Consider the following 25,847-nt stretch of genomic DNA (forward strand, 5'->3'; position numbering starts at 1 on the left):
TGTGGATTATGAACGGTCAGTAAAAGTATCGGAAGCGATGATTCAACTGGCCATGATTCGCATTATGATCCGACGATTTTAATTTTAGACAGTCTCTAAGACAGAGCAGTTTGTTGACTAGGACGTGCAAAGTCATAATTCAGGCGGTATGTATTACAGACTATAAGCGGTGCTGACGAGTGGCTCCCCGGCGGCTGAGCGTAAAGGTCGTTAAGCCGTAATGAGCTACTGAAAGTGGAGATACAAACAGCTCAGCTTAGCCATCCAGCTGTTTGCATTTAGAACTGCAAAACCACTGCGGGTACCGTAAATTATGTTCCATAGAGGTTTACAGTATGAGTGAATAAAAAATCTTCTATGGGTATTTACGTCTGGAAAACGTGAAAGCCAGTCCCACTTTAAGGGCTGGCTTTTTTTGTGGGCTGATTTCGGAAAACCGGATAAGGAGTATTCCAGTTAAGTCTACACGATTCAACCAACATCTAGCCTCAACTTACCATGAAAACCTTATTCTTACCGGTTATTCTCTGTTTTGCTACGTCCTTAACTACGTTCGCGCAATCGGCCAAAACCGAGAGTACTACGTCGTCAAAATCTGTAAGTGCAGCGCAGGGCGAAGTCGCCCGCTGGGCCGGAAATTGCCTGCGGTGCAGTTTCGAGAAGCGTGCCTGGGCGGCAGTCAACGGTACCTGCTATTACCCCATCGATATGGATATGAAAGCGGGAACGTACACAATCTCACGCCGGACGACGGGTGGTAAGCTCGAAAGTGCAAAGCTAACTGTCACAGGGAAACCTTGTAAACAAGAGGATATTAAAGATTTTCCCAAGAAGGAGTACGTAAACGTATCAGCGCAGAATCAGGCCAGGGCCGTTAAGGAAGCTGCTGTCGTGAATCCAATCATTGCGTATAAAGCGGATGTGCGTCCTGCTGTCTTTGATTTGCCCATTGGTAAACCCGCTGACCCATTACCCAAAGGCGAGGGGAATTTTGGAGCCTGCCGTACGTTTGACGGGCAACCTCGCGACCGGCATACGGGTCAGGACTATCCCGTAACTGCGGGAAAATCGGTGCTGAGCGCTGGTAACGGACGGGTGGTGCTGGCTGCGAACCTATTTTATAGCGGTAATGCCGTATTTATAGACCATGGTAGCGGCCTGATAACCGAATACTTTCACCTGAAAAGTTATACAGTAAAGCCGAATCAAACGGTTAAAAAAGGAGAGAAGATCGGTGTCGTTGGAGAAACGGGGCGGGTAACCGGTCCCCACTTACACTTCGGCGTCCGTTGGCACGGAGCCTGTATAAATCCTGGCTATTTATTAGTAGACCCTTCAGAGCTTCCCGACGTTAAATAACGGTCAGACAATTTTATTGGGCGGTTCGCTGACTTACTTTAACGTATTAGATAGGCCTAAAAAAGATAAGGTTCCCCGATCTGAGCGGAGAACCTTATACTGACTATTCCTAAACCCTTAACCTTTTCTACATGAAAAACTAACTTTTACCCTTTTCTGTTCCAAATACTTGACTAAATCAGTATTTATTTTAAACTACTGGTTGTCAAGCGATTCGCTGTTTGACCGATCAACATCCCAGAGGAAGTTAATCATGCGAGCCGTATGATTGGCCTGCGTCATCCAACGGTTGGCTTCGGCTGATTTCTGCTTTGCCAGTACGTTATTTACCTGGACAGCGGCTTCGTTGAATTTGGCCCGGTCGGTGGCGGTAAGTTGCAGCACATTCGCCGGACTCTGGTTGTACAACGAAACAACACTCATAAAGTTTTGCCAGTTGGTGTTGTGTTTCGACTTGATAACGTATTGCTCAACGTAAGCAGCGAACTGCTTTTCTGAACCGTTAACAAGCATAGCACTTGCCGGCTTGTTGGCTGCCGGGCTATCATCAGTGTTGGTGGTGGTAGCCGCGGTTGCTCCGAATGTCACTAATCCTAATCCAAGAATCAACGACGCAAAGATAACACGCGATTTCATTGTTTTGTTCTATTTTGTTTTCAATTATTGAACGCACAAATGTACTACGAAGTTTGCAGAATACAAGTGTACTCAACGATCAAGACAAAATATTATTCTGAATAAAATGCGGTTAAATGGTTAATTTAATTATAAATTAGATGTATAAATAAATTTGTAAAAATATTATTTGTGTCAGTGGCTCTTTTGTTGCTATAAATATTTGTTACGGAAAAATGCAAAATTCTTTAAAAAATTATATCATTGGTTGTAATTATTCATAGCCATCTGTATGCCCATAGTACAAAAACTGAGGGCTGCGTCACCAGCGCGGTCCAGATAGTCCGGTAATTGAATTAATTCATCCTCCGGAAACTGCCCCAAAACGAAGTCAACTTGTCGTCCTTTGGAAAAATTATTACCGATACCAACCCGAAGTCGGGCGTATTCCTGGGTGTTCAGCACTTCGTCAATGTTACGTAATCCGTTGTGTCCACCCGCTGAGCCTTTGGGTTTTAGCCGAAGTTTTCCGAAGGGTAAATCTTTATCGTCGGTGATCACGAGCAAATTCTCAACCGGAATGTTCTCCTGCTTCATATAATACAGAACTGCCCGTCCGCTCAGGTTCATATAGGTCGTTGGTTTCACCAGAAGAATCTGCTTGCCTTTGTGCTGCCATTTTGCCGTGTAGGCTAAGCGCGTCATGCTGAAGTCGAATGCGTATTGCGCGGCCAGCCGATCGAGTACCATAAAGCCAGCGTTGTGTCGGGTAAGTGCGTACTCGGGGCCGATGTTGCCGAGGCCAACCAGTAAAAATTTCACAGTTCGTAGTGCGTTAATTTTCGTTTTTATACGTAACGGCAAAGTTCAGCGAAAGTGTTCAGCCAAAAAAGTAAGCCCGCAGCGCAAAACTGAAAACTGAAAACGTACTTTTACTTTATGAATCAACAACGCCTGATTTTAGCCAGCCCACTGCTTGAAATCGTTATCAGTCGGCTGGCTCAGCAACTTATCGAAGAGCATCAGAATTTCTCGGATACTGTTATCCTGGGAATGCAACCCCGGGGTATCTATTTCGCCGAGCGAGTGGGGCGCGAACTGAACCGTGCGCTGGGCTATACGGTGCCACTGGGTTATCTGGACGCCACCTTCTACCGCGATGATTTTAAACGGCGGAATACTCCCCTACGGCCGAATACAACCCACGTACCATTCATCATTGAAGATAAGCGGGTGATTCTGGTCGATGATGTGCTGGCTACAGGACGTATGGTTCGGGCCGCGCTCGATGCCATGACCGCATTTGGTCGCCCCCGCAAGGTTGAACTCCTGGTTTTAATTGATCGCCGGTATAATCGCGATCTGCCAATTAAGCCTGATTACACAGGCAAACGCGTAAATACCCTGCAATCGCAACGGGTGCTGGTGGAATGGACGGAACAAGGGGCCGATGCCGATCGGATCTGGTTGGTTGAGTAGAAAGTACTATACAGTTGAGTTCCAATTTATTACAATTCAGGATTAATTCCGTGCAAGTCAGCCGACATAGATGGTTACAAATCACGTAGGATTGCGTAATTTCGCCAACCATCTAATTTGGCATGAAGACATTTTTACATCGAGTAGCGTTTGGGTTGTTATGGGTAGTTTTAGCAACTATTGGTACCTCGGTTCGGGCGCAAACTGTTTATACGGTAACCGGAATGGTGACGGACGCCCAAACTGGCGAACCTGTGCCGTTTGCCAGCGTTGCGCTCACCGGTCGTCGAGTCGGGACGTTGACCGACGAGAAAGGCCGATATTCTCTGACGACAAAAAATTTGTCTGATTCGCTGGCGGTTAGTTCGCTGGGCTACGCAACTTTACGCCGGGTCATCGACCGCGAACGGATTTCGCAGGCCATCGACTTTAAGCTGGTTGCCGCCGGGAATTCCTTGCAGGAAGTGGTGGTTCGGGCGGGCGAAAATCCAGCGTTTAAAGTGTTACGTCAGGTTCGCAAAAACCGGCTGCTCAACGACCGTAACCGGTTGTCAGCCTACGAGTGTGACAGCTACGTAAAAACAGAGATCGCCTTAAGCCACGTATCGGATAAAGTCCGTCGGAACCCACTGATTAAACGGATCAATGAAGCCATGAGCCGCTATGATTCGCTGGTGGACGATCAGGGGCATCGGCTAGTGCCCATGCTAGCGTCTGAATCGGTGTCACGCTACTACTTTCGGGATAATCCCCAACGCCGACGCGAAGAGGTTAAGAAAACACGGATTAAAGGCGTAGCTGTCGACGACGCTGGCCTGAGTTCTCAGTTGTTGGGTGGTACAAGCCTGGTCAGTCAGAATTTTTACGATAATTACATTCCTATTCTGGGTAAAGACTTTGCGTCGCCCATCGGCGATAACTGGAAAAACTGGTACGAGTTCTTTCTGGCCGACACTACGCAGATTGGCGACCGAATCTGTTACGAGATTCAGTTCGAGCCCAAGCGACCCGAGGATCTGGCGTTCACGGGTAAGGCCTGGATCGATACGACTTCGTTTGCCCTGTGCCAGATTGAAGCCAACATTGGGAGCGGAGCTAACCTCAACTACGTTCGGCGGCTGGTGATTGAACAGGAACTGGAGCCGACACTCGATACCGCTTCGGGCTCGGGAGCAACTACCGGCTGGCTACCAACGAGCCTACGCCTGACCGCCGACTTAACGGGTGTGGGGAAGCAGTCGCTGGGAATGCGTGCCAAGGTGACCTTGCATAATAGTAACGTAGTTGTCAATCGACCCAAACCAGTTGGCTTCTACGACCAGCCCATTGAGCAACACGATACGGTCGCCACCGCAAACGATGCCTATTGGCAGACTGTGCAGCAAACGTTAGCCGGAACGGACTCCCTCAGCAAAGAAGATAAAAAGGCACGTACGTTAATTGACTCGCTACGGAAGGTGCCTGTAGTACGGGCAGCTGAGGCCATTGGTCAGATTGCCGTTACGGGCTTCTACAAAGTCGGTGGGTTTGACATTGGTCCGTACCCGTATCTGTTTGCCTATAATACCGTAGAAGGGTTACGTACGCGCATCGGTTTCCGCACGAACGAGCAACTAAGCCGAACCTGGGTGTTACGTGGATACGTAGCGTACGGCACGCTTGACCAGCAATTCAAGTACGGTGCTGAGATCGATTATATCGTCTCGCGTCGGCGCTGGACCATGATTGGAGTGCGCATGGCGAACGATCTGGAGCGGTTGGGATTAACGCCCGAGCTGATCGGAGGAAACCGGATGTTTTACGCCCTAAGCCGTTTCGGTAAGTACCGAGGTGCCTATCGTAACCTGCAGAAAGAAGCGTTCTTCCGGACTGAGCCGATAAAAGGTGTTCTGATTACCGCTACGTTGGGAAGCCGCAGTTTCGATCCGCTGTTTCCGTTTCACTACCGGGTTCACCCGGAGATGGAAGATCAATCGCCGTTAAAATCCGAGATACTGGATGCCTACTGGTCGGTTGAAGCCCGGCTGTCGCGCAAAGAAAAATACATCATGGACGGCAACGAGCGCATCACACTCGGCACCAAGCGAGCACCCGTGCTGACGATCCGGTACACGCACGGCTCCCGTTCGATTGGCAGTGATTACAACTACGATCGGATTACGGCGCGGGCGCAGCAAACCTTCCGGCTTGGTCCACTCGGGCGCATGTCGTACCTGCTGTCGGCCGGATTCACCCCATCCACGTTGCCAGCTCCGCTGTTGTTTCCGCACATCGGTAACCCAACGCCCTTGCTGACCACCAATACGTTCAACCGGATGCAGTTTTACGAGTTTGTAAGCGATCGGTTCGTTGCGGTTCACATTCAGCACAAATTCGAAGGATTGCTGTTTAACCGGCTACCCGGTATTCGTAAGTTGAACTGGCGGCTGGTCGCCAATGCGGACGTACTCTGGGGGAGTATGTCGCGCGAGAACAAAGCCGTCGAAACCTTCAAGCCGCTGCCCGATGGGTTTAAACCGATTCATTTTGGCTCACTTAACAGCGCTACGCCTTATGTTGAACTCGGTTATGGTATCGACAATATCTTTAAAATCTTCCGCATCCAGGGCATTCACCGCTTAACGTATCTGGATACGGGACGTAACGGCATACCGGTCGATCGGTTCGTTGTCAAGGCGGCAGCTTCCATTAGTTTTTAATCAGAACCGTAATCTTTTTGACGGTCACAATGGTTGATAAGTGAGATTCACTTATCAACCATTGTGTTTTTATGGCCCTTGTCGCTCCTGTCGTTATTCAGAAAGTAACCGGCGAAAACCAGACCGAATCCCCCGACCTGCTGGCCGTTGAAGAGCCACTGGAAATTCGGTTGGGCTACGGACCAGTCGGCGACCGCCAGCAACGGCCGGTATCCGTTACGATGCGTACACCGGGTCACGACGAAGAACTGGCTATGGGCTTTTTGTTCGCCGAAGGCATCATTCAGTCGCCGTCCGATATTGTTTCTTGTCGGCATTGCGTGCAGGAATCGGCCAAAGAGGGCAATGTCATTCGGGTGGAGCTTCAGCCTGACGTAGTGGTAGATTGGACCCGGCTGGAACGGAACACCGTTACGTCGGCGAGTTGTGGACTGTGCGGCAAAACCACCATTGAAGCCGCGATGGCGCACGCAGAAGGCCCGATATACTCTGAGTTTACGCTTGAACCAGCCGTACTGCATCAGTTGCCTGAGCGGGTTCGGGAAACCCAGCGTGCCTTTGCCTATACCGGCGGTATTCACGCGGCTGCTCTGTTCGACGAAAGCGGCAAACTCTTGCTCGTTCGGGAAGACATCGGTCGGCACAACGCGCTGGACAAGCTGATAGGAGCGGCTTTCTGGCAAAACTGGTTACCGCTCCATAGCGCGGGTATCTTGCTGAGTGGCCGGATCGGCGTGGAGCTGGTACAGAAAAGCTGGCGGGCTGGCGTTCCGTTCCTGGCCGCAGTCGGAGCACCGTCGAGTCTGGCCGTACAGATGGCACACGAAGCCCAGATTACCCTGGCCGGTTTTGTGCGGAACGAGCGGTTTAATCTGTATTCGAAACCCGAGCGCGTGCGGCTTGAGCAACTAGCTTAAGGCGTTACGTCCTGGGGCACCATGATCGTTAATGCTTTGGACTGAATTCTGGCCTTAAGTTTTGTGATGCGGCCCCGGTACTCGCCATCAACCTGAAAGTAAGCCTTCCGGTGCGTTTCAATCGTAACCGATGTTGCGGGTAAAATTTCGATCTTTTTTGGATCGAACGGCTTATAACGCCAGAATAATTTCAGAATTTCCCAGAACACTAACCGCCGAAAAATAACGACCTCAAACTGACCGTCGGAAAGATCACCATCAGGGTTAATGATGGCACCGGTACCGTACATACGCGCATTCGCCAGAACAATCATCAGGGCGGCCCGCTGCACGCACTCCTCACCGATTTGGATTTCCACGCGGAGTAGCCGCCGTTTTTGTAATACGTTGATTACGCTGCGCAGGTAACCGAACTTACCCCTGAAATTATTTTGCGCGTAATACTTTACTAGGTGGGCGTTGAGGCCAATGTCGCTCAGATGGAGGCAGATGTCGCCGTCGTTCACCTGAATTACATCAATGGGTTTCGACGTGCCGTTGACCAGGACAGCCAAACTCTCCGTTACGTCGGCCGGAATACCCAGTTCGCGGGCCATGCCGTTCGCAGAGCCAGCGGGCAGCACGCCCAAAGTAATGTCAGTGCCCAGCAGTTGGGTTGCCACGCATTTAATGGTTCCATCACCACCTACCGCCACTACACAGTCTGGCCGATGACGATCGATGTGTTCCCGGATCAGCGCATCGTCAGTTTTGCCGTTGAGGTAAAATAGGTGGGCGGTATGCGGCTGGTTCGCGAAATACGTTTGGATGTTTTCTACCCAAACGGACTTGTCCCGGCCACCAGAAACAGGATTGATAGCAAATAAAAAGATCAACTTACCGGCGATTTATGTGTTATTAAGAGCACGAATCGAGCATTGGCTATGGATACGCTGCAACCTACATCAACCGCTACACAAAACCTAAGCCTGAAAGCCAGACTGACTCGTCGGCTCCGGTATTGGCTGCGCCTGACCGATGAACCAACCGTAAAGCTGTATCGGGGCTACGGGAATGATGCGCGGCTGACGGTGCAGGGGACGGTGTTCAGACGGTCGGCACTGCCCCGCAAAAACTACCGCGATAGTGCAATTATTAATCTGCTCGGCGTTCTGCGGCTTTTTCTGGTGGCTCCCCATCCGCATGCTTTAGTCCGGATCAACGTAGCAGGTTATGAAGCCGATACCCAGGCCGATGCCGATGGCTACTTTCGCGTGGAGGTGCCGGTCACGAATCCACTGGCACCAGGCTGGCATCCGGTAACGGCATCGTTAATCAGCCAGACATTGGCCACGGAAACTGTATTGGCAAGGGGAGAAGGGCAAGTTCTGGTGCCCGACCCAACTCAGTTCATCTGTATCTCCGATATTGACGATACGTTTCTCGTGTCGCATTCAGCTACCATTGCGAAACGATTGATGGTTTTATTGACGCAGAACGCGCACAGCCGACAACCGTTCGAAGGTGTAGTGGCTCACTACCAACTGCTGGCCCAGGCCGACAGCGGTCCAACGATGACGAACCCGTTCTTCTACGTATCGAGCAGCGAATGGAATCTGTACGATTATATACTGGACTTCTCGCTGAAGAATCAACTGCCCAATGGAGTGTTCATGCTCAGTCAACTGAAACGACTGGGACAGGTCCTGAAAACCGGTCAGAATAAACACATGACCAAGTTTTCGCGCATTGTGCGGATTGTCGAAGCGTTTCCGGATCAGCAGGTTATTTTACTCGGCGACGACACGCAGGAGGACCCGACCATTTATGCGTCGGTAGTAGAGCACTTCCCGAAGCAGATTCATTGCGTGTACATCCGTCAGGTGCATCGGCAAAACCAACCCAAAACGCGTGAGATTCTCCAGCGCATCGAAGCCGTGGGTGTGCACTGCTGCTATTTTGCCCATAGCGAGGAAGCTAAAGGTCACTCCGTAACTATCGGCTTAGTCCCTTCTTAACGAACCGTGGCCCGAAGCTAGCTTCGGGCCACGGTTGATGATCAACTAAGAATTGAGCACCTACTTGGTGGCAATATAAAAGAAGTCCAGACTGCCAGCCGGGTCGTTGCTGACGAGGTAATCCGTGTAATTAATCTGGGCCGCGAGTCCATCCGCCTGAAGCAGGCGGTTCCGGTTCAGCCGATTCATCAGGTCATACGGTACTTGCAGTAGTCGGCGGGGCAGGCGGTACTGCAGATTAAAAATGTCGAAGCGCGTCAATTTACGAACTGACTCTTTGTTCTGCTCGTAATACATCATCACCTTGTCGTTGCCGTGAATACCCCGCGTCTCGATAGATGAGAAATAGTTGGTGATCAGCGATTTCAGACCGTCGGCGTAGTACTCGCGAACGTGCCAGGGATTGCGCGTCAGCGAAAACTGCTTGTTAACGGTTGTCAGCAACAGTTTGCCACCCGGCTTCAGAACGCGGTGCGCTTCCTTAATGAACAGATCATCGTTCTCGATGTGCTCAATCACCTGGAACGTAACAATATAATCGAACGTATTATCGGCCAGACCCGCGAGAGGGGGAATATTGGCGGCTATAAACGTCGATTTTGGATACTCAGCCTGTAAAGCGGCAATCAGCTCCTGGTTCTTGTCGATGCCCGTGTACTGGTCAGCAGCTTTGGTCAGCAGCTCTAAACCACGGCCCCAGCCGCAGCCTATTTCGAGTACGTTGCCGTTGACGAGGGCAGCCGCTTCGACGTAGGGAAACAAAAGCCGTTGGTGAACGGGATTGTCGGACGCGATTTCGGCTGAGGTGATTTCAGTGGTTTTGTACATACGCTTGCAATTCGTACCGTAAAATTACTCTTTTGCGGAGGCAAAGAAAAATGAACCGCCCGGATAACTCGAACGTTGTTGTTTTTTCGTTATAAACGAACAGTGATCGGTTGCGGGTAAAACAAGCCAATGAGCTTACCAGCAATGGGTCAAAACTTGTTCAGAATAGGTTATCTTAAAAACGCCTGAGATTGCCGTTGTTTATGCGTATACTGTCTGCTTTATTACTTATTGTTTTCCTATCGGCCTGTTCGTCCAGTAAAAAAGCGCAGCAGGCCCGCATCAATGCGGCTTATGATGCCCGCACGGAAGCGCAGCGTAACCAGGTCCAAAAACCCGAAACCCGCGACGATACGCGGTCAGCTACGTCTGCCAGATCATCGGAGGGGCCAGTAGCGACGTCGACGGTGACCACCTCGTCGAAGTCGGCCAGCGAATGGACCGTTACGTCTATCAAAGGGAAATTTCTGGCAACTGACACCACCAATGTTCGCGTGTATATGAACCTGACGGCCCGCACGCCCACCGGCGACCCGCTGCTCGATCCGGCTCAGTTCAGCGAACACTTTCAGATTGCCTATGTCATGTATCCCGACTACAACAACCGCGAGCGACTTGGGTACGGAACTGTGCCCTTATCTGCGCAGAACGTACGGCGGGATGGCGATCAGTTGACCCTTACCTTCGACGTAAAGCGTCCTAAAGATGCAGTGAATGCGGTTCTCCTGACCGAGATTACCGAGATCAATACGGGCACAAAGGCACGTAACGATTTGTCGCTGCGGTTCAGAGCGCCGAAGTTGAGCGATCGGTTTACCCTGTTTGATAAGACCGGCCAGCAGCCGCAGCTCCGCAATTACGTAAACGCGGGCGATACGGTGATGATCCGCGATGTGAATGGCACCAGCAAGCCGTTGTACGGGTTTCACTATAAGCACGATTTCGACGCGGCTTCGTCGCCGATGAACACCTCGTCCCGGCCAACGCCCAAGTCGCTGAACGTCGATACCACGCTGACCATCAGCACTAACAAACCCTTCGTGCTGCCCAAAGAAGGCCTGTACTATTTTATGGAAGATACCGCCGATGCCGCTGGTATTGGACTGGTGGTTACGGATAAGCGATTCCCGAAACTGACGCGCCCCGAAAAGCTGATCAAGCCGGTGCTGTACATGAGTACGAGCAGCGAGATCAACGAACTGAATCAGGCGCAGGATACAAAAAAGGCGTTTGACCGATACTGGCTCAGCCTGATGTCAGGCAATGAAGAAGTCGCCCGGAAAACGTTAAAAGCGTATTTCGACCGCGTGGAAGAAGCAAACCGGCTGTTCACGTCGTATAAAGAAGGCTGGAAAACCGACAAGGGCATGATTTACATCGTGCTCGGTCCGCCCGACCGGGTGCAACGCAACCGCGAACGGGAAGTGTGGGTGTATAACCGCCGGGCGAATGTCTCAGAGATTAATTTTACGTTTACCAAAAAACCAAATCAATTTGTCGAGGATCACTACGAACTGGTACGCTATATTGAGTATCAGCCAATTTGGTACCCGATAGTCGAAGCATGGAGAACCGGCGCAATCCGCGAGTAAATCGCCCCAGTCATCAACGAAATCAATCCAGACCGGGTGGCGCACGCCCGCAATTTCGGCCTCAGCCCGACGAAATGGTGTTTGGCATTCAGTCCGTTATCGAGACCCTGCGGTCCGATCAGCAGATTGACAAGCTGTATATGGAGAAAGGGTTAAGCAACCCCGATATTCAGAATCTTGCCTTTCAGAACCGGGTAACCATTCAGCGCGTACCGGTCGAGAAACTAGACCGATTAACCCGCAAAAACCACCAAGGCGTCGTTTGCCTGGTATCGGCCATTCAGTACGTGAAGCTGTCGAATGTGGTGGCCGACGTATTTGAGCGGGGCGAAACACCGTTTTTCCTGCTGCTGGACCGGATTACGGACGTCCGAAATTTCGGCGCCATTGCCCGTACCGCCGAATGTACTGGTGTACAGTGCATCGTGATTCCGGGGCGGGGCGCGGCTGCCATTAACTCCGATGCCATGAAAACATCGTCGGGGGCGCTGAACCACATATCCGTTTGCCGGGAGCCCGATCTGACCGAAACCATAAAATACTTACAGGACTCCGGTATTACAGTCGTTGCCTGTACTGAAAAATCGAATCGTGACCTATACGAGCGAACAACCGACTTATCGGGACCGATTGCCGTTGTGATGGGATCGGAAGAAGACGGAATCTCGCCGGAGTTGTTACGTATGGCGGACAATCATGTTAAGATTCCGTTACTGGGTGCGGTGGGCTCACTCAACGTATCGGTGGCTACGGGCGTGGTGTTGTATGAAGTCGTCCGGCAGCGGGCGCTGCGAACTCCACAAGAACCGTAACGTACAGATATAGAATCATAAAAAAGCCACGCTACGTTCGGCGTGGCTTTTTTATGCGCTTATCGGGCGATGTTACGTTAACAATAGTTAGTGCAGGGGTAAGCCGTAGGCGAACGTAAAGGCGTAAATGCCGCTGCCGAGTTCAAAATTCGTGGTCACGCTCGAACCAATATCCAAGTAACCACCCGTCGAAAGGGGGATCATCATACCAACCATCGGCTCGAATCGAAAAGCCGTCACGGTGATGGTACTGATGCCCACATCGACTCCGACGTTTAGGTCGGTATGTATTCCTTTCAACCAATACCGCCGAATACCTACGGTGGCGGGTATACTTAGCCCGGCGCTGGTTTGATAGGTTTTTCGGAACTGCTCGGCGTAACGGCCTTTAATCAGGAGTACTTCCAGACCCGTTTTGGCCGTAAATGCCCATTGGTCACGCCACGGACGCTGGTACCGTATGTCCAGACCACCACTTAGTCCGACCCCATTATAGAGGCCGATACCTAAACCGGGCGTAATGCCTGCAAATAATACCTGCTGATTGTCCTGTGCGAGACAGCGTCCCGAAAAAAGCGTGCTCAGACCAAGTAGCCACCCGACGAGCAGGGTATTAAGCCGACGATTATGCGTTTGGTTCATGATCGTACTTAGTTGTTCTTTAGGGAGAGACCGAAGGCCGCACCAATGGTAAATACTCCGCTGCCCTTGGCAAAGCTGGTGAAATACCCGGCGTTCAGATCTAGTTTGCCACCGTTCGGTAGGGGAAGCAGGTAACCAGCGCTCGGCTCGACGTGCAACGAAGACACCATACTGGCGTTAGCGGCAATATCGACTCCGACGTTCAGATCAACGTGAGCCCGGTCGTTCAGGTAGACCCGCGGCCCGAAACAAATCGGTATGGCAAGACCCATGGCTACGGATTCGTACGAATAGAAGTTGTAATACAACGTATTGAAGCCAAAGCCTGAGATGGGACTATAGCCATAACCCAAGTACGAGTTCGGAACCAGAAACGCGCTGCTGACCCGGTACACCTCCAGGCCCACTTTGGCGGTTAGGGCTACGTTGGTCGTAAGTGGGTATTGAAACCGGCCGCTAACCCCGGCTCCGTACTTGATGCCATTGTATCGACCGATACCCGCCAGCAGATTAGCGCCCAGGTAGACTAGCTTATCGTTGGCCTGACCAACGGCTAGGGTTAGCTGGCCCAGTACCAGCAGGCCAGTTAGTACCCAAACGAGTTGATACGTTCTCATCGGCTCGCCGTAAATGCCATTCGGGCTTCCTGCGTCTGCACGTCAAATTTGAGCGTGTTGCCGCTGATGGTGGCGAGGGTTTCACCATCGTATACCAGTTCATACCGTGACCCGTTTTTCTCTACGTCAATCTCTTCAAAGTCAATAGCGTCAAGGGCCTTGCTATCAAAGGTCAACTGTAGCGTCATCTGGGCTTTGTTGGGATCCGTCGATTCGGTCAATTCAACCGTACCGTGATATGTCTTTTTGCCGTTCTGGACGACGGGTAGGGTAGGAATGTTCAGTTCGTCATCCTGGGTCTGGTACCGGAAGGAACTCAGCGTATACGTACCAATAACTGCCCCCGCCGTGCCCTGGGGTTTAACGTCGTCGGCATCTTTCTTACAGGCTGTGATCGTGAACGTTACAACGAGAAGGAGAAAAAGCGTTTTCATGGATCAGCGTTGGTTTACAGGCGATTACCGTCAATCGCTGAGGCAAAACTACCGGGCTGTATGCCGCTCATCAATACGTCATTTGTATGATTTTTAGCGGTCGTTATTGGCAGTTTTTCGAGCTGAATCCGATGAATGTTACGTGTTGAATTTTGTTTGCTTCTTACACCTAGCTCCTCTGTTGGTGTGAGAAGAGGAAGATACGATCTCGTAGTAGCACCTGCCTACCGGCGACCCAGGTACTTGTTCACCGCTTCGACTTTGGAGTGTACCTGTAACTTTTCGTAAATATTGAAGATGTGCTTGCGTACCGTGGTCGGGCTAACAAAGAGTTCTTCAGCTACTTCCTTGTGGCTGAATCCCTTGGCCAGCCGATCCAGAATTTCCCGTTCGCGGGGCGTCAATACAATTAACTCATCCGGCTGCGACGAACGTACATGAAACGAACTGGCAATTTTGCGGGCGATGGTACTGCTCATGGGCGCTCCGCCTTCGTGAAGTTCGGTAATGGCTTCCAGGAGCTTGTGGGGAGGGCTGCGCTTAAGAATATAAGCATTAGCGCCTGCTTTCAGGGCGTCGAAAACAGTTTCGTCTTCGTCGTACATGGTACACATCATGAACTGCGTCTGAGGACACAGGGACTTGAGCTGGCGAACGCATTCGATCCCGTTCATACCCGGTAAGTTGATGTCCATCAGTACTACGTTGACGCAGTGGCTGGGCAGCTCGGCCAGCGCAGCTTCGGCCGTTTCGAAGGTGGCTTGACAGGAAAAGCCCTCTGCTCCGTCAATCAGAATGGCCAGTGACTGCCGGATCGCTTCCTGATCCTCAACGATGGCAACGGTTATGGGGAGTTTCATCAGGCAATATTCAGCGAATTTTCTGGGTTACGCCATACTACATTTGCGGTATTTTACGCACGGGTACCGACGGGTACGGGTACACAATTTCGACGCAGGTACCACTCGGCGTCGATACAATATGGCAGTGCCCGCCCGACTCGGCCATCCGATTCTGCATGTTGGTAAGGCCGTTGCGGTTACCGGGCAGTTCACTGGGTTCGAAACCACGACCGTTGTCGCATACCTGAATGGTCAACTGCTCCGCGTCGGGCTGGATACGTAGCATCACCTGCGTAGCCTGCGCGTGTTTCACTACATTATTCAACGCTTCCTTAACCGTCAGAAACACATTCCGGCGGTCAGCGCCCCGTATAGAAATCTCGTGGGGCGATTCGGCCACTTCGGTCCGTAGGCTAAGCGAGGTGTTTTCGATGAACTCACTGGCGTAGGCTCGGGTATAGGCAATCAGCCCATTCAGACTATCGTTCCGGGTATTGAGCGACCAGATAATTTCGTTCATGCTGGTCACCATTTCCGCCGAAATCACCGAAATTTTTTCTACCTCCGGTGAGGTGGCTGTTCCCATCCGGGTTTTTACCACTTCGCTGAGCAGGCCAATCGCCGTCAGTGACGCTCCGAGGTCGTCGTGCATCTCTTTTGAGATGCGCAACCGCTCTTTTTGCTGCCCCTGTAGTTCCGACTGAACGACGGCTAGTTCGCGTTCGCGTTCGGCCGCTAACAGCGCATTGGCGGCTGATCGCTGTCGCTGCCGATAGTAAAGGTAACCCAATACAGCTCCCAGAGCAACCAGCCCGGCGGTTAGAATAGCCACCAGCAGCCACAGGTTCTGCCGCTTTCGATCGGCTTCGAGCTGGTCGATCTGGCGCTGTTTTTCGAGCAGCTTCTGTCGGGATTCCGTTCGTTTCAGTTGAAGTTCGTAATCCTGCAATAGTGCCTTTGTTTCCTGGTTATCGAGAGAATCGTCCACGCCGATATACTTATCGAGCCACTGTGCCGCGGCTCGGTAGTCGCGTAGTGCGTTCGTCGCTACGGCGTATTCGCGGTAGATGTTACGTAGTTCGGTCAACCCCGACTGGCTCGTTACCGCCAGCTTATACGATTGATCCAATAAGGCTTTAGCTTCCCGAAACCGTTTCATGCGACTGTTCGTCTGCGCCAGCGCCATGAGCATGTGAAGTTCGTGGCGCGGGTTGCCTACCTGTCGGCTTAGTTGCAGGGCTCGACGCTGGTAATACAGTGCCGAATCATAACGGGCTTCGGCGCTGTAGTCGTAACCCATGTTGTTGTATAAGTTAATGACGAAATCAAGGTCATTGTTGGCGTCAATCCAGTGTTCGGCCTTCTGGTAGTAGCGCCGGGATTCGCTGGTTTTATTTTGCTTGCTGAGCACATTAGCAATGCTGAAGTAATCGATGGCAATGGATCGCCGGTCGGCTGAATCGGTGAGGTTAAAGGCCAGCGACCGTTGGTAATAGACCAGCGCCTGGGGAAACAAGCGCTGCTGCTCGTAGATATATCCCAAATTCTGGTTGATGACGGCTACGTTTTTTAGCTTACCGATCTGCTTCATGTAATAGGCCGCCTGCTGGTAGTAAGGAACAGCCTGCTTCAACTGACCCGCGTGTAGGCTTGTGTTCGCCAACGCAAAGTAGCTGATGCTCAGGTTACGTCGGGAGGTATCTTTTTTGGCAAGCTGGAGAGCTTTTTGGGCAACGGCGTACGCTTCGGTATGTCGGCCGAGGTTATTGAGCAGATAAGCCAGGAGCCGGACGCTGTCGAAATAGCCTTTCGTATAGCCAATTTTTTCGGCAAGCTGATACGCTTTCTGATACGTTACCAGCGCGGTCTGGCTCTGCCGGGTCTCAATGGCTTCGGCCTTTCGCAGCAGTTCGTTGACGTAACTGGTATCGGTTGGATTGGATGGTGACTGGGCGTAGCTGAACAGACCGCCCATCAGCAATAGCACAATCAGGCAGGAACGCTGAACAAGCATAGCGAGAGAAGCAGAACGTATTTCGATTCGGGGCTTGGCGTTCATGGAGTATTCAAAGAATGTTCAGCCTTGTATAAAGATACATTGCTTCAATGAAATCATCTGTTTCGTCCATGTTCGTCAGCCTATCTGATGCAAAACCGATGTTCCCAGCAGGGATTTAATCCACCACTACCTTTTTGGTCGACGAAGAGAGGGTTGGATGCAGCCCCATAATTGCGTCATTACATTTGGTACAAACCAGCCCCAATTCCGTTCCAGACTTTAAATCTGTGTTTTCGTGTGTCGTCACAAAAGAAGGAAGCTGAAGTTTTGCCCTCAACCGTTCTGTTTCCAATACGCAATCGAAGTAGACCCACTCTCTACAGTGGTCAGACCATGCCTTTCCACGAAAGGTTTCTGAAATGCCCTTAGTTTTCAGATAGTTCTCCAAGGGTTGTAAATGCTCACACATAATGTTTGTCAATTCGCACCATTGGAGAGACTTACTCATACATTTTGCACCCTGTAGCAGATCCGCAAACTTGCCACGATGCAGCATCAGCACCTTACTTATAATTTCTGTCTGTGGAGTGTGATCTGTTGGAAGTCTTCTACTTTGGTGAAATACTCTATTCCTAGAACTAACAGGGTTGAACTGATAAAGGAAACTTTCTGCATGATTGCCAGCAAGCCCCAATTGCCGAATCCGTATAAGAAAAAAGTATAGTAAAAAATCAATAAGCAAAGAATACAGCAGAATCTGAGTACACGAAGTTTTGTCCTGCGTGTGAATACGGTAATGTAAAAGAAGCCAACCATCGACAAAGTCCCTGAAACGATTACCATTAGATCATGCAGGGGCGTAGCGATTAAGAACGTAAAGAATATATTCGACACACCTACGTAGTAGAGAACAGGGGCTGCATGTGGGTGAGCTATTTTTTTTGACGTGTTGGTGAAAAAAACACCGTAACCAACCGAGTGGAAAGCGATGCCAATGATTGCCCAAATTCTGGAAGGGTTTTCCTGACCATTTATCGCTTTTGCTGCGAACAAATTGCTTATAAAATTTTTCGACCAGTCAAACCCAGTGGAGTTACTGTCAAGGATTGAGCCGCCCGGATAAAGAAAGACGGAAATAAATAGCAAAACCACAGAAGTCGATACGCATATAAGAACCGAATACTGCTTAATCATCTGTTTCTGCTCACGATTAAAATCAGTTGCGAATGGTTTGCCGAATAGCTTGCTATGACCGCTACCTACTAAATATACGAGATTCCCTGTATCAGCCTGAGGCCACCGTAGTCTGGTCAGTTCGTACCCTGAGCCGTTTAACGCAAAAACGCTCCAGCCCGTGACGGGTTGGAGCGTTTTTGTTTTTCAGATTATCGAACCAGGAAAGCGGATTACGATTTCTTGGATTTGCTTTTGCTGGTGCTCGCTTTTTTCGCAGGGGTTTTGTCCAGCGAGTTAATCCAGACCGCCAGTTTCATAGCGTCTTCTTTCGGCACCTGCTTCATCGGTGCCATTGGCGGATAACCTGGCCAGTGGCTAGGCACTGGATTATAAATGAGGTTAACGATTTCTTCGTTCGAATACTTCTTCTTAGCTACATCTACATAGGCCGGGCCAACTAAGCGCTGATTAGGGCGGTGGCAGGCAATGCATGTGTATTTGCTCATCAAAGCATTCATATCCGCCGGAATGTCGGCCGTTGGAGCCTGTGCGTTAGCGTTGAAAGAAGCCAGGACTAACGATGCCGCAGCGATTAAAAAGCCAAACGGTTTTTTCATGTGAATTAGGTAAGCAATTGTTTAGTAAAACTGAACCACAGGTTGTAGTGAACCTCACAAAAATAGACGTTTCGGGCGATAAGCCAATTTCGACTTTGCTTTTTCTTATTCTAGACTTTCGTCCTCGTCGATCGAAGCGACTATCGCCTGCACATACACAATAGCACTGTGATTATCACTATAACAATTGTTCGACAATTCTTTCCCTAAATAGTTTAATACGCAGGAATAATTTTGCCAGGATTGGTCCACACACGAACAGCCTGTTCGCTGTAAATAGTCCCGAAAGGCCATTTTAACTGATTTTTGATTTTCTTGTAATTGTAGACTGATGACACCAATTGATCGTTTTTCCGGACATGCTGATCTGTATGCGCAGTACCGCATCGACTACCCCACGGAGTTATACGAGTTTATCCTGGCCGATGTTCCCGAGCGACAACGGGCCTGGGACTGCGCGACGGGTAACGGACAGGTTGCCCGGTCGCTGGCCGATTTCTTTCCAATTGTGGAGGCTACCGACATCAGCGAGAACCAACTGGCCCGCGCTACGCCACACGACCACATACGGTACCAGGTCAGTCCGGCGGAGCAAACGCCCTTTGCCGACGCTACGTTCGATCTGATCACGGTTGCGCAGGCGCTCCACTGGTTCGATGTCCGGGCGTTTCATCGGGAAGTTCGTCGGGTGGCTAAGCCGGGGGCGGTCATTGCTGAGTGGGGGTACGGACTGGCGCAGATTGGAGTTGATCTCGATCCGGCCCTGCTCGATTTTTACCGCAACCGGGTTGGGCCGTACTGGGACCCCCAGCGCAAATACATCGACGATGGTTATAAAACGCTGCCCTTTCCGTTTGCCGACGTACGATGGGGTGAGTTTACGGTGCAGCGTACCTGGCCGCTTGATCGGTTTCTGAATTACCTGCGAACGTGGTCGGCTGTTCGGCAATATATCCACGAAAATGAAGAAGATCCGGTAAAGGCCCTGCAAGAGCAACTGGCTGTCAGATGGTCTACTGAGGAGCGGATTGTGCAGTTTCCGGTGTTTCTGCGTATGGGGAAAATCGTTGCTGAGTAAGTAACCAGTCAGTCACTTGGCATTATGCCGGGTAACAATTGTATTAATTTTTGCTTAAAGGTATATTTGTCCGATAGATTCAAACTAATACTCACGTATGAAAAAGTTAGGCTACGTACTTATAATGGCCTGTCTGGCCATCTCAAACCTGTGTCAGGCTCAGAACCTGACGGTTACAGGGCGAGTCACCGACCAAGGCGATAACTCTGTATTACCCGGTGTTAGTGTGCTGATCAAAGGCACCACAACGGGCACGGTTACCGATGCGAACGGTAACTACTCGCTATCGGTTGCGGACAACAACGCAACCCTTGTTTTCTCGATGGTGGGCATGACCACGCAGGAGCAAAACCTTAACGGCCGGTCGCAGTTGAATGTTCAGTTGGCCTCCGACGCCCGCTCGCTGACGGAAGTGTTAGTGGTCGGCTACGGTACTCAACGAAAAATAGACGTAACGGGTGCCGTGGCTCAGGTGAAAGGGGAGGAGCTGGTTCGTCAGCCGGTATTGTCGGCGACGCAGGCGCTGCAAAGCAAGGTTGCCGGTGTTCAGATCATCAACTCAGGGGCTCCGGGACAGGCTCCTACTGTGCGCATACGCGGAACCGGTACGTTGCTGGGCGGTGCTGATCCGTTATATGTTGTCGACGGAATCATTACCGAAGACATCCGGAACATCAATACGTCAGACATTACGTCGGTCGATGTGCTGAAAGATGCGTCGGCAACGGCTATTTATGGCGTGCGAGCTGCCAATGGTGTTGTGTTGATTACGACCAAACGCGGTCGGACGGGCGCGCCTAGTGTTACGTACGATGGCTACGTAGGGATTCGCACGCCGACGAATCGGGTACAACTGGCCGACGCGCAGTTGTTTGCGCAGTATAACAACGAAGCCGTTCGCTACGATGATCCGAATGCAGCCTTGCCGTTCGACCCGAGTGCGATTACAGCCAATACGGACTGGTTTAAGGCCATTACCCGGACCGGCTTTCAGCATAACCACGCGCTGTCGGTAAGCGGAGGCACCGACAAAACGACGTACCTGTTCAGCGCAGGTTATTTCAGTGAGAAGGGGATTCTCCAAGGCACTGAGTACAACCGGCTGACGCTACGTCTGAACAACGAATACACCTTATCGCCGGTGTTAAAACTGGGCCACAACCTTAGTCTGGCAAACGACAACTCAAACCTGTCGAGTGCAAACGATCCGGCCATTCCGAACAGTTCGGGCATCTTTTCGGCCTTTACGAATGCCTACAAGCAGGCACCAACGGTACCCGCTCGCAACCCAGATGGTACGTATGGGTTCACCTCGCGCAACAACGTCGCTAACCCGGTAGCTCAACTGGATTACACGAACTATAAGTCGCGTGGATTACGGCTGCAAGGTTCGTTTTACGGCAACCTGACCGTACTCAAAAAGGTAACGCTGCTGTCGAACTTCGGCATTGAGTCGAACATGAACCGGTCGTTTAACTACAATCCGGTGTACCGCGTATCGGCCAACCAGTTTAACCAGACGAGTGCGTTGACGTCGGGCCGGGTGAACAACACGCGCTGGATTTGGACCAACACCGCCGAATATGCCAATACGTTTGCGGAACGACATAACGTAAAAGTGCTGGCGGGTTACGTAGCTGAGCGGTTCCAGGATAACGTCTTAACGGGCGGACGGCAGGACGTGCCACCCCAGTCAAATTATTTTTACCTGAACACTGGTAATGCCTCGTCGGCAACCAATAGCGAAACGGGCAGTATTCAAACCCGCCAGTCGTACATCGGCCGGGTAAACTACAACTTCGCCGATCGCTACCTCCTGACGGCTACAGCCCGTTACGACGGATCGAGCAAGTTTCCGGCGAATAACCGCTGGGGATTTTTTCCATCGATCGGTGTCGGCTGGGTACTGAGTGAGGAATCGTTTCTAAAAAACAAAACCCCGTTTGATGTCCTGAAAGCCCGCGTGAGTTGGGGTAAGACCGGTAACGACCGCATCGACCCGAGCGCATTTTTGTACACCATTGCCAGTGGACAGGATTATGCGTTGGGACCTAATCAGACCTTGCAGCAGGGACGTACCATCACGAACCTGATCGACCCGAACTTGCACTGGGAAGTAACGACGGGTACGGATATCGGTTTAGAGTTTGCGCTGGCCAACAACCGACTGACCGGCGAAGTCGCGTATTATAACAAGCTGACACGCGATGCGCTGTTCACGCGGCCAATTGATGCCATATTTGGGGACGCTGACGCTTCTTTCCTGACCAATGCCGCCAGTGTCCGGAACCGGGGCTTCGAAGCTGCTCTAAGTTGGCGAAACAGTCCGAGCGCTGATTTTCAGTACAATGTCGGGGCCAACGTAACCATCAACCGAAACCGACTGGAAGACGTACAGGGCGGTTTGCCTATTAACGAAGGCGGTATTGGAAACGGGCAGTACACAACCCGAACGGCTATCGGGCAACCGGTTGGCAGCTTCTGGGTGTGGCAAACAAACGGCATTTTCCAGAGCCAGGATCAGATCAATGCAGCGCCCCGTATCGAAGGCACGAAGCCCGGCGATTTCCGGTATGTCGACCAGAACGGTGATGGCATCATTGACGATAACGACCGGGTATTTGTCGGTTCATACCAGCCTAAACTGTATTTCGGCGTAAACGGCGGGTTGACCTACCGGGCATTCGATTTCTCGACCGACTGGTACGCCAATTTTGGAAACAAAGTTTACAACGGAAAGAAGGCGCAGCGTTTTGGTAACGAAAACATCGAAGCCTCCCGCGCCAACCGCTGGACTTCTACGAATCCCAGCAACACCGAGCCCCGCGCCAGTAATGCCGTTCCCATTTCGTCGACGTATTACATTGAATCAGGCTCGTTTTTCCGCATAAACAACATTACGCTGGGTTATACGCTGCCCAAAGACGTTACGTCGCGGATCAAGCTGAATCGGGTGCGTTTCTACGTTACGGCCCAAAATGCGGTAACCATCAAAGCCTTCTCTGGCTACACACCGGAGTTGCCGGGCAGTAACCCGCTCAACGCGGGTATCGAGCTAAGCACGTACCCCGTTACGTCGGCGTATCTGGCTGGTTTAAACATTGGATTTTAATCGAACGACTCAACATGAAAACGTTTCATAAAGCAATTACCTACCTGTTTGTTGGCAGCTTAATGCTGGCCAGCGGTTGTTCGCAGAAGTTTCTGGATGTGCCCCCACAGGGACAGCAGACGCCAACCGACTTTTTTTCGAGCAATACGGATGCGGCCACTAGCCTGGTCAATGCCGTATACGCTAAAATGCTCGACTGGAATTTTCATTCCTTTTCCTGGAATGGAGTCACCAGTATGACCTCCGATGATGCCGACAAAGGAAGCTCACCGGGCGATACGGGAACCGATAAAGATCAACTGGATAACTTTACGTTTACACCATCGAGCCTGTCGTTCAACGAAGTCTGGACCGGGCAGTACGAAGGGGTCGCACGCGCGAATCAGGCCTTGCAGAACCTGCCTTCGCTGACGATCAACGATACGTTGAAGAACCGGCTCATTGGCGAAGCTAGTTTTCTGCGTGCTTACTTTTATTTCAATCTGGTACGTTGTTTCGGGGGCGTTCCGCTGATCACCAAAGTTGTCGACCCGACCAATCAAACGGACATTCAGCTGGGGCGGGTTCGGGCTACGCGGGAACAGGTCTACGCCCTGATTGAAGCTGACTTGCAAACCGCCGTGGCTAGTCTGCCCGAAAAATCGCAGTACAATGCGAATGACCTCGGCCGGGCTTCGAAAGGCGCAGCAAAAGCCTTGCTGGCTAAAGTCTCGATGTACCAGAAAAAATGGAATGTCGTGCAGCAGCTAACCGACGAAATCATTACGTCGGGGCAGTATTCGTTGTTGCCGAATTATGCTGAACTCTGGCGTGAATCGTCGGAGAACGGACCCGAATCGGTTTTTGAAATCCAGGGCCGTGGTACTACGCCAAACCGGGGTGTTCAGGGGTATTTTGAATCGCAGGGTGCGCGGGGTGGTACCACCGGCTGGGGTTGGGGCTTCAATACGCCCACCGAAGATTTGTCTCGTTTTTATGAAGCAGGCGATACGCGCAGGAGCGCTACAATCATTGAGCGGGGCGATACCCTCTGGGATGGACAGGTTGTCAGCGCAGACGTTGAAAATCCGAGGTACAACTACAAAGCCTACGTGAGCCGGACGAAAGAAACGTATAACGGCAATACGTGGGAGACCAACAAAAACATCCGGGTGTTACGTTACGCCGAAGTACTGCTCATGAACGCCGAAGCGGCCAATGAATTAGGGCAGTCTGCCAAAGCGGTCACCTCGCTGAATTTAGTTCGGGCGCGGGCCAGGGGCGCTCAGACGGGCGTATTACCGAACGTAACGGCAACCGATCAGACTACGTTACGGCAGGCAATCTGGCGCGAACGTCGTGCGGAGCTGGCTTTTGAACACGACCGGTATTTTGACCTAGTACGTCAAGGGCGGGCTGCTGAAGTGCTTCGGGCGCATGGAAAGAACTTTGTGGCCGGAAAGCACGAAGTATTCCCGATTCCGCAACCGCAGATTCAGTTGAGCGGTGGCCAACTGACGCAAAATCCAGGGTATTAGTTGTAGATATATCGGGTGGTCAACGGCTCAGCATGGGTCGTTGACCACCGTTTTTATTGACTCTCGCGTATGAAACTGGTCCTGACGATTCTTCTCACCTGCTCACTTTTTCTAATTTGTTGCGAGCCCAAAGCACAGCCCCAACCGGCAAGGCAAACCCCAACCGGTTTATCTGCTTCGGATCAGACGTTCTTGGACAGTCTGCAACGCGATACGTTTCGGTATTTCTGGGAAATGACAAATTCTGATAATGGACTTGTACCTGATCGGGCGCCAACTCCTTCATTTGCCAGTATAGCCGCCGTTGGTTTCGGCCTGACGTCGTATCTGATCGGGGTTGAGCGGGGGTATATCACACGCGTACAGGCCGCCGACCGAACCTTGCGAACGTTACGTTTTTTCGCGAAAGCTCCACAGTCGGACAAGGCCACGGGTGTTGTGGGCTACAAAGGCTTCTTCTACCACTTTCTGGATATGAAAACGGGTGAGCGATTTAAGCAGGTGGAATTGTCGACTATTGACACAGCTTTGCTACTAGGCGGAATCTTGAGCGCTCAAACGTACTTTGACCAGAACACACCCGCTGAAACCGAAATCCGACAACTGGCCGACCAGATCTACAATCGGGTAGACTGGACCTGGATTCAGGGTAAAAACGGTCCGGCATCCCGGCCGTTTGTTTCGATGGGCTGGCACCCCGAAACCGGATTTATTAAAAGCGACTGGACCGGCTATAACGAAGCCATGCTGCTCTACGTACTGGCCTTGGGTTCGCCTACGCATCCGGTTGATAATGAAGTGTGGTCGGCCTGGACGAAGTCATACCCTTGGGCTACTTTCTACGACCAGACCCACGTCAACTTTGATCCTCTGTTTGGGCATCAATATTCGCACTGCTGGATCGACTTTCGGGGCATTCGGGATGAATACATGCGCGGCAAAGGCATCGATTATTTTGAGAATTCGCGTCGGGCGACGTACGCCAACCGGGCGTATTGCATAGCCAATCCTGGGAAGTGGCAGGATTATGGGCCAACGATTTGGGGACTTACGGCCTGCGACGGCCCAAAAGATACAACGGTTACCGGAAAGCAGTTTTTTTCGTACCGCGCTCGCGGAGCAGCCAGTACACAGATTGTCGACGACGGCACGATTGCTCCTACGGCCGCTGGCGGGTCAATGGCTTTTGCTCCGGAGATTTGCGTGCCAGCCTTACGAGCTATGAAAGCAAAATACGGCAGCAAACTCTATGGAAACTACGGCTTCCGCGACGCCTTTAATCCAACGTATCGGTACCCATCCACCTTCGCCAATGGTTCAACCAAAGACGGCTGGTTCGATATTGATTATCTGGGTATCGATCAGGGACCAATTCTTATTATGGCCGAGAACCTACGCTCGAACTTTGTCTGGAATCTAATGAAGACAAATCCGCACATTCGCCGTGGCCTGATCAAAGCTGGGTTTTCGGGCGGTTGGCTGGCGCAGTAGCAATTAGTATGAATTGATGTTAAT

General features: G+C 51.3%; 21 protein-coding genes. 11 read left to right on the forward strand and 10 right to left on the reverse strand.

Translation table 11 applies throughout. From position 1 onward, the window contains the following. The first annotated feature begins 498 nt into the window (after positions 1-498). Positions 499-1,359, forward strand: a complete 861-nt coding sequence (locus ACYVIY_RS27920) for a M23 family metallopeptidase (protein ID WP_460979941.1) — start codon at positions 499-501, stop codon at positions 1,357-1,359. Between the two features lie 195 nt (positions 1,360-1,554). Here ACYVIY_RS27920 and ACYVIY_RS27925 read toward each other — a convergent pair whose 3' ends face one another. Beyond that, on the reverse strand, positions 1,555-1,995 hold the full coding sequence (locus tag ACYVIY_RS27925) for a hypothetical protein (protein ID WP_460979942.1): 441 nt from the start codon (positions 1,993-1,995) through the stop codon (positions 1,555-1,557). A gap of 240 nt (positions 1,996-2,235) precedes the next feature. Further along, positions 2,236-2,796 (reverse strand): aminoacyl-tRNA hydrolase, encoded by a 561-nt coding sequence (pth, locus tag ACYVIY_RS27930; protein ID WP_460979943.1) that lies wholly within the window; start codon positions 2,794-2,796, stop codon positions 2,236-2,238. Between the two features lie 117 nt (positions 2,797-2,913). Here pth and pyrR point away from each other — a divergent pair, with 117 nt between their 5' ends. The 3 genes from pyrR (at position 2,914) to fdhD (ending at position 7,069) form a co-directional block, all read left to right on the forward strand. Then, positions 2,914-3,453: a bifunctional pyr operon transcriptional regulator/uracil phosphoribosyltransferase PyrR gene (gene pyrR / locus ACYVIY_RS27935; protein WP_460979944.1), complete on the forward strand. Its 540-nt coding sequence runs from the start codon at positions 2,914-2,916 to the stop codon at positions 3,451-3,453. A gap of 122 nt (positions 3,454-3,575) precedes the next feature. Beyond that, positions 3,576-6,152, forward strand: coding sequence for a DUF5686 and carboxypeptidase-like regulatory domain-containing protein (locus ACYVIY_RS27940; protein ID WP_460979945.1), 2,577 nt, complete (start codon positions 3,576-3,578; stop codon positions 6,150-6,152). Between the two features lie 71 nt (positions 6,153-6,223). Then, a complete protein-coding gene (gene fdhD, locus ACYVIY_RS27945; RefSeq protein ID WP_460979946.1) occupies positions 6,224-7,069 on the forward strand; it encodes a formate dehydrogenase accessory sulfurtransferase FdhD in 846 nt (281 codons plus the stop codon). Here fdhD and ACYVIY_RS27950 read toward each other — a convergent pair. After that, positions 7,066-7,944 (reverse strand): diacylglycerol/lipid kinase family protein, encoded by an 879-nt coding sequence (locus ACYVIY_RS27950; RefSeq protein WP_460979948.1) that lies wholly within the window; start codon positions 7,942-7,944, stop codon positions 7,066-7,068. The two genes, fdhD and ACYVIY_RS27950, sit on opposite strands and share 4 nt — an antisense overlap. Before the next feature lie 48 nt (positions 7,945-7,992). On the opposite strand from ACYVIY_RS27950, the gene ACYVIY_RS27955 reads away from it, so the two are divergent. After that, positions 7,993-9,066 carry an App1 family protein gene (locus tag ACYVIY_RS27955; RefSeq protein WP_460979949.1) on the forward strand — a complete coding sequence of 358 codons (1,074 nt, stop codon included), beginning with the start codon at positions 7,993-7,995 and terminating at the stop codon, positions 9,064-9,066. Positions 9,067-9,126: 60 nt separating this feature from the next. On the opposite strand, the gene ACYVIY_RS27960 is transcribed toward ACYVIY_RS27955, so the two are convergent. After that, positions 9,127-9,894 (reverse strand): class I SAM-dependent methyltransferase, encoded by a 768-nt coding sequence (locus tag ACYVIY_RS27960; protein WP_460979950.1) that lies wholly within the window; start codon positions 9,892-9,894, stop codon positions 9,127-9,129. Positions 9,895-10,097: 203 nt separating this feature from the next. Here ACYVIY_RS27960 and ACYVIY_RS27965 point away from each other — a divergent pair, with 203 nt between their 5' ends. Both ACYVIY_RS27965 and rlmB read left to right on the forward strand, forming a co-directional pair. Continuing rightward, a complete protein-coding gene (locus ACYVIY_RS27965; RefSeq protein ID WP_460979951.1) occupies positions 10,098-11,486 on the forward strand; it encodes a GWxTD domain-containing protein in 1,389 nt (462 codons plus the stop codon). Next, positions 11,459-12,298 (forward strand): 23S rRNA (guanosine(2251)-2'-O)-methyltransferase RlmB, encoded by an 840-nt coding sequence (gene rlmB / locus ACYVIY_RS27970; protein WP_460979952.1) that lies wholly within the window; start codon positions 11,459-11,461, stop codon positions 12,296-12,298. Before ACYVIY_RS27965 ends, rlmB begins: the two co-directional genes overlap by 28 nt. A gap of 87 nt (positions 12,299-12,385) precedes the next feature. Here rlmB and ACYVIY_RS27975 read toward each other — a convergent pair whose 3' ends face one another. The 6 genes from ACYVIY_RS27975 to ACYVIY_RS28000 form a co-directional block, all read right to left on the reverse strand. Then, a complete protein-coding gene (locus tag ACYVIY_RS27975; protein ID WP_460979953.1) occupies positions 12,386-12,940 on the reverse strand; it encodes a hypothetical protein in 555 nt (184 codons plus the stop codon). Positions 12,941-12,948: 8 nt separating this feature from the next. Next, positions 12,949-13,557, reverse strand: coding sequence for a hypothetical protein (locus ACYVIY_RS27980; RefSeq protein WP_460979954.1), 609 nt, complete (start codon positions 13,555-13,557; stop codon positions 12,949-12,951). Continuing rightward, on the reverse strand, positions 13,554-13,991 hold the full coding sequence (locus tag ACYVIY_RS27985) for a hypothetical protein (protein WP_460979955.1): 438 nt from the start codon (positions 13,989-13,991) through the stop codon (positions 13,554-13,556). Before ACYVIY_RS27985 ends, ACYVIY_RS27980 begins: the two co-directional genes overlap by 4 nt. A 224-nt stretch (positions 13,992-14,215) precedes the next feature. After that, positions 14,216-14,851, reverse strand: coding sequence for a response regulator transcription factor (locus ACYVIY_RS27990; protein ID WP_460979956.1), 636 nt, complete (start codon positions 14,849-14,851; stop codon positions 14,216-14,218). Between the two features lie 37 nt (positions 14,852-14,888). Beyond that, complete coding sequence (locus tag ACYVIY_RS27995; protein WP_460979957.1) at positions 14,889-16,892, reverse strand: ATP-binding protein; 2,004 nt, start codon at positions 16,890-16,892, stop codon at positions 14,889-14,891. Positions 16,893-18,238: 1,346 nt separating this feature from the next. Next, positions 18,239-18,625, reverse strand: coding sequence for a c-type cytochrome (locus ACYVIY_RS28000; protein WP_460979958.1), 387 nt, complete (start codon positions 18,623-18,625; stop codon positions 18,239-18,241). 331 nt (positions 18,626-18,956) lie between these two features. Between ACYVIY_RS28000 and ACYVIY_RS28005 the strand changes: the two genes are divergently transcribed. The 4 genes from ACYVIY_RS28005 to ACYVIY_RS28020 all read left to right on the forward strand — a co-directional run bounded on the left by ACYVIY_RS28005 (position 18,957) and on the right by ACYVIY_RS28020 (position 25,823). After that, positions 18,957-19,703 carry a class I SAM-dependent methyltransferase gene (locus ACYVIY_RS28005; protein WP_460979959.1) on the forward strand — a complete coding sequence of 249 codons (747 nt, stop codon included), beginning with the start codon at positions 18,957-18,959 and terminating at the stop codon, positions 19,701-19,703. A gap of 97 nt (positions 19,704-19,800) precedes the next feature. Beyond that, the gene (locus ACYVIY_RS28010; protein ID WP_460979961.1) at positions 19,801-22,815 is read left to right on the forward strand and encodes a SusC/RagA family TonB-linked outer membrane protein; all 3,015 of its coding nucleotides are present in this window, start codon (positions 19,801-19,803) and stop codon (positions 22,813-22,815) included. Positions 22,816-22,829: 14 nt separating this feature from the next. Continuing rightward, complete coding sequence (locus ACYVIY_RS28015; RefSeq protein WP_460979962.1) at positions 22,830-24,332, forward strand: RagB/SusD family nutrient uptake outer membrane protein; 1,503 nt, start codon at positions 22,830-22,832, stop codon at positions 24,330-24,332. Between the two features lie 69 nt (positions 24,333-24,401). Then, entirely contained in the window at positions 24,402-25,823 is a 1,422-nt protein-coding gene (locus ACYVIY_RS28020; RefSeq protein ID WP_460979963.1) for a glucoamylase family protein, read from the forward strand. Positions 25,824-25,847 lie beyond the last annotated feature (24 nt).

The sequence above is a fragment of the Spirosoma knui genome, assembly GCF_054780635.1.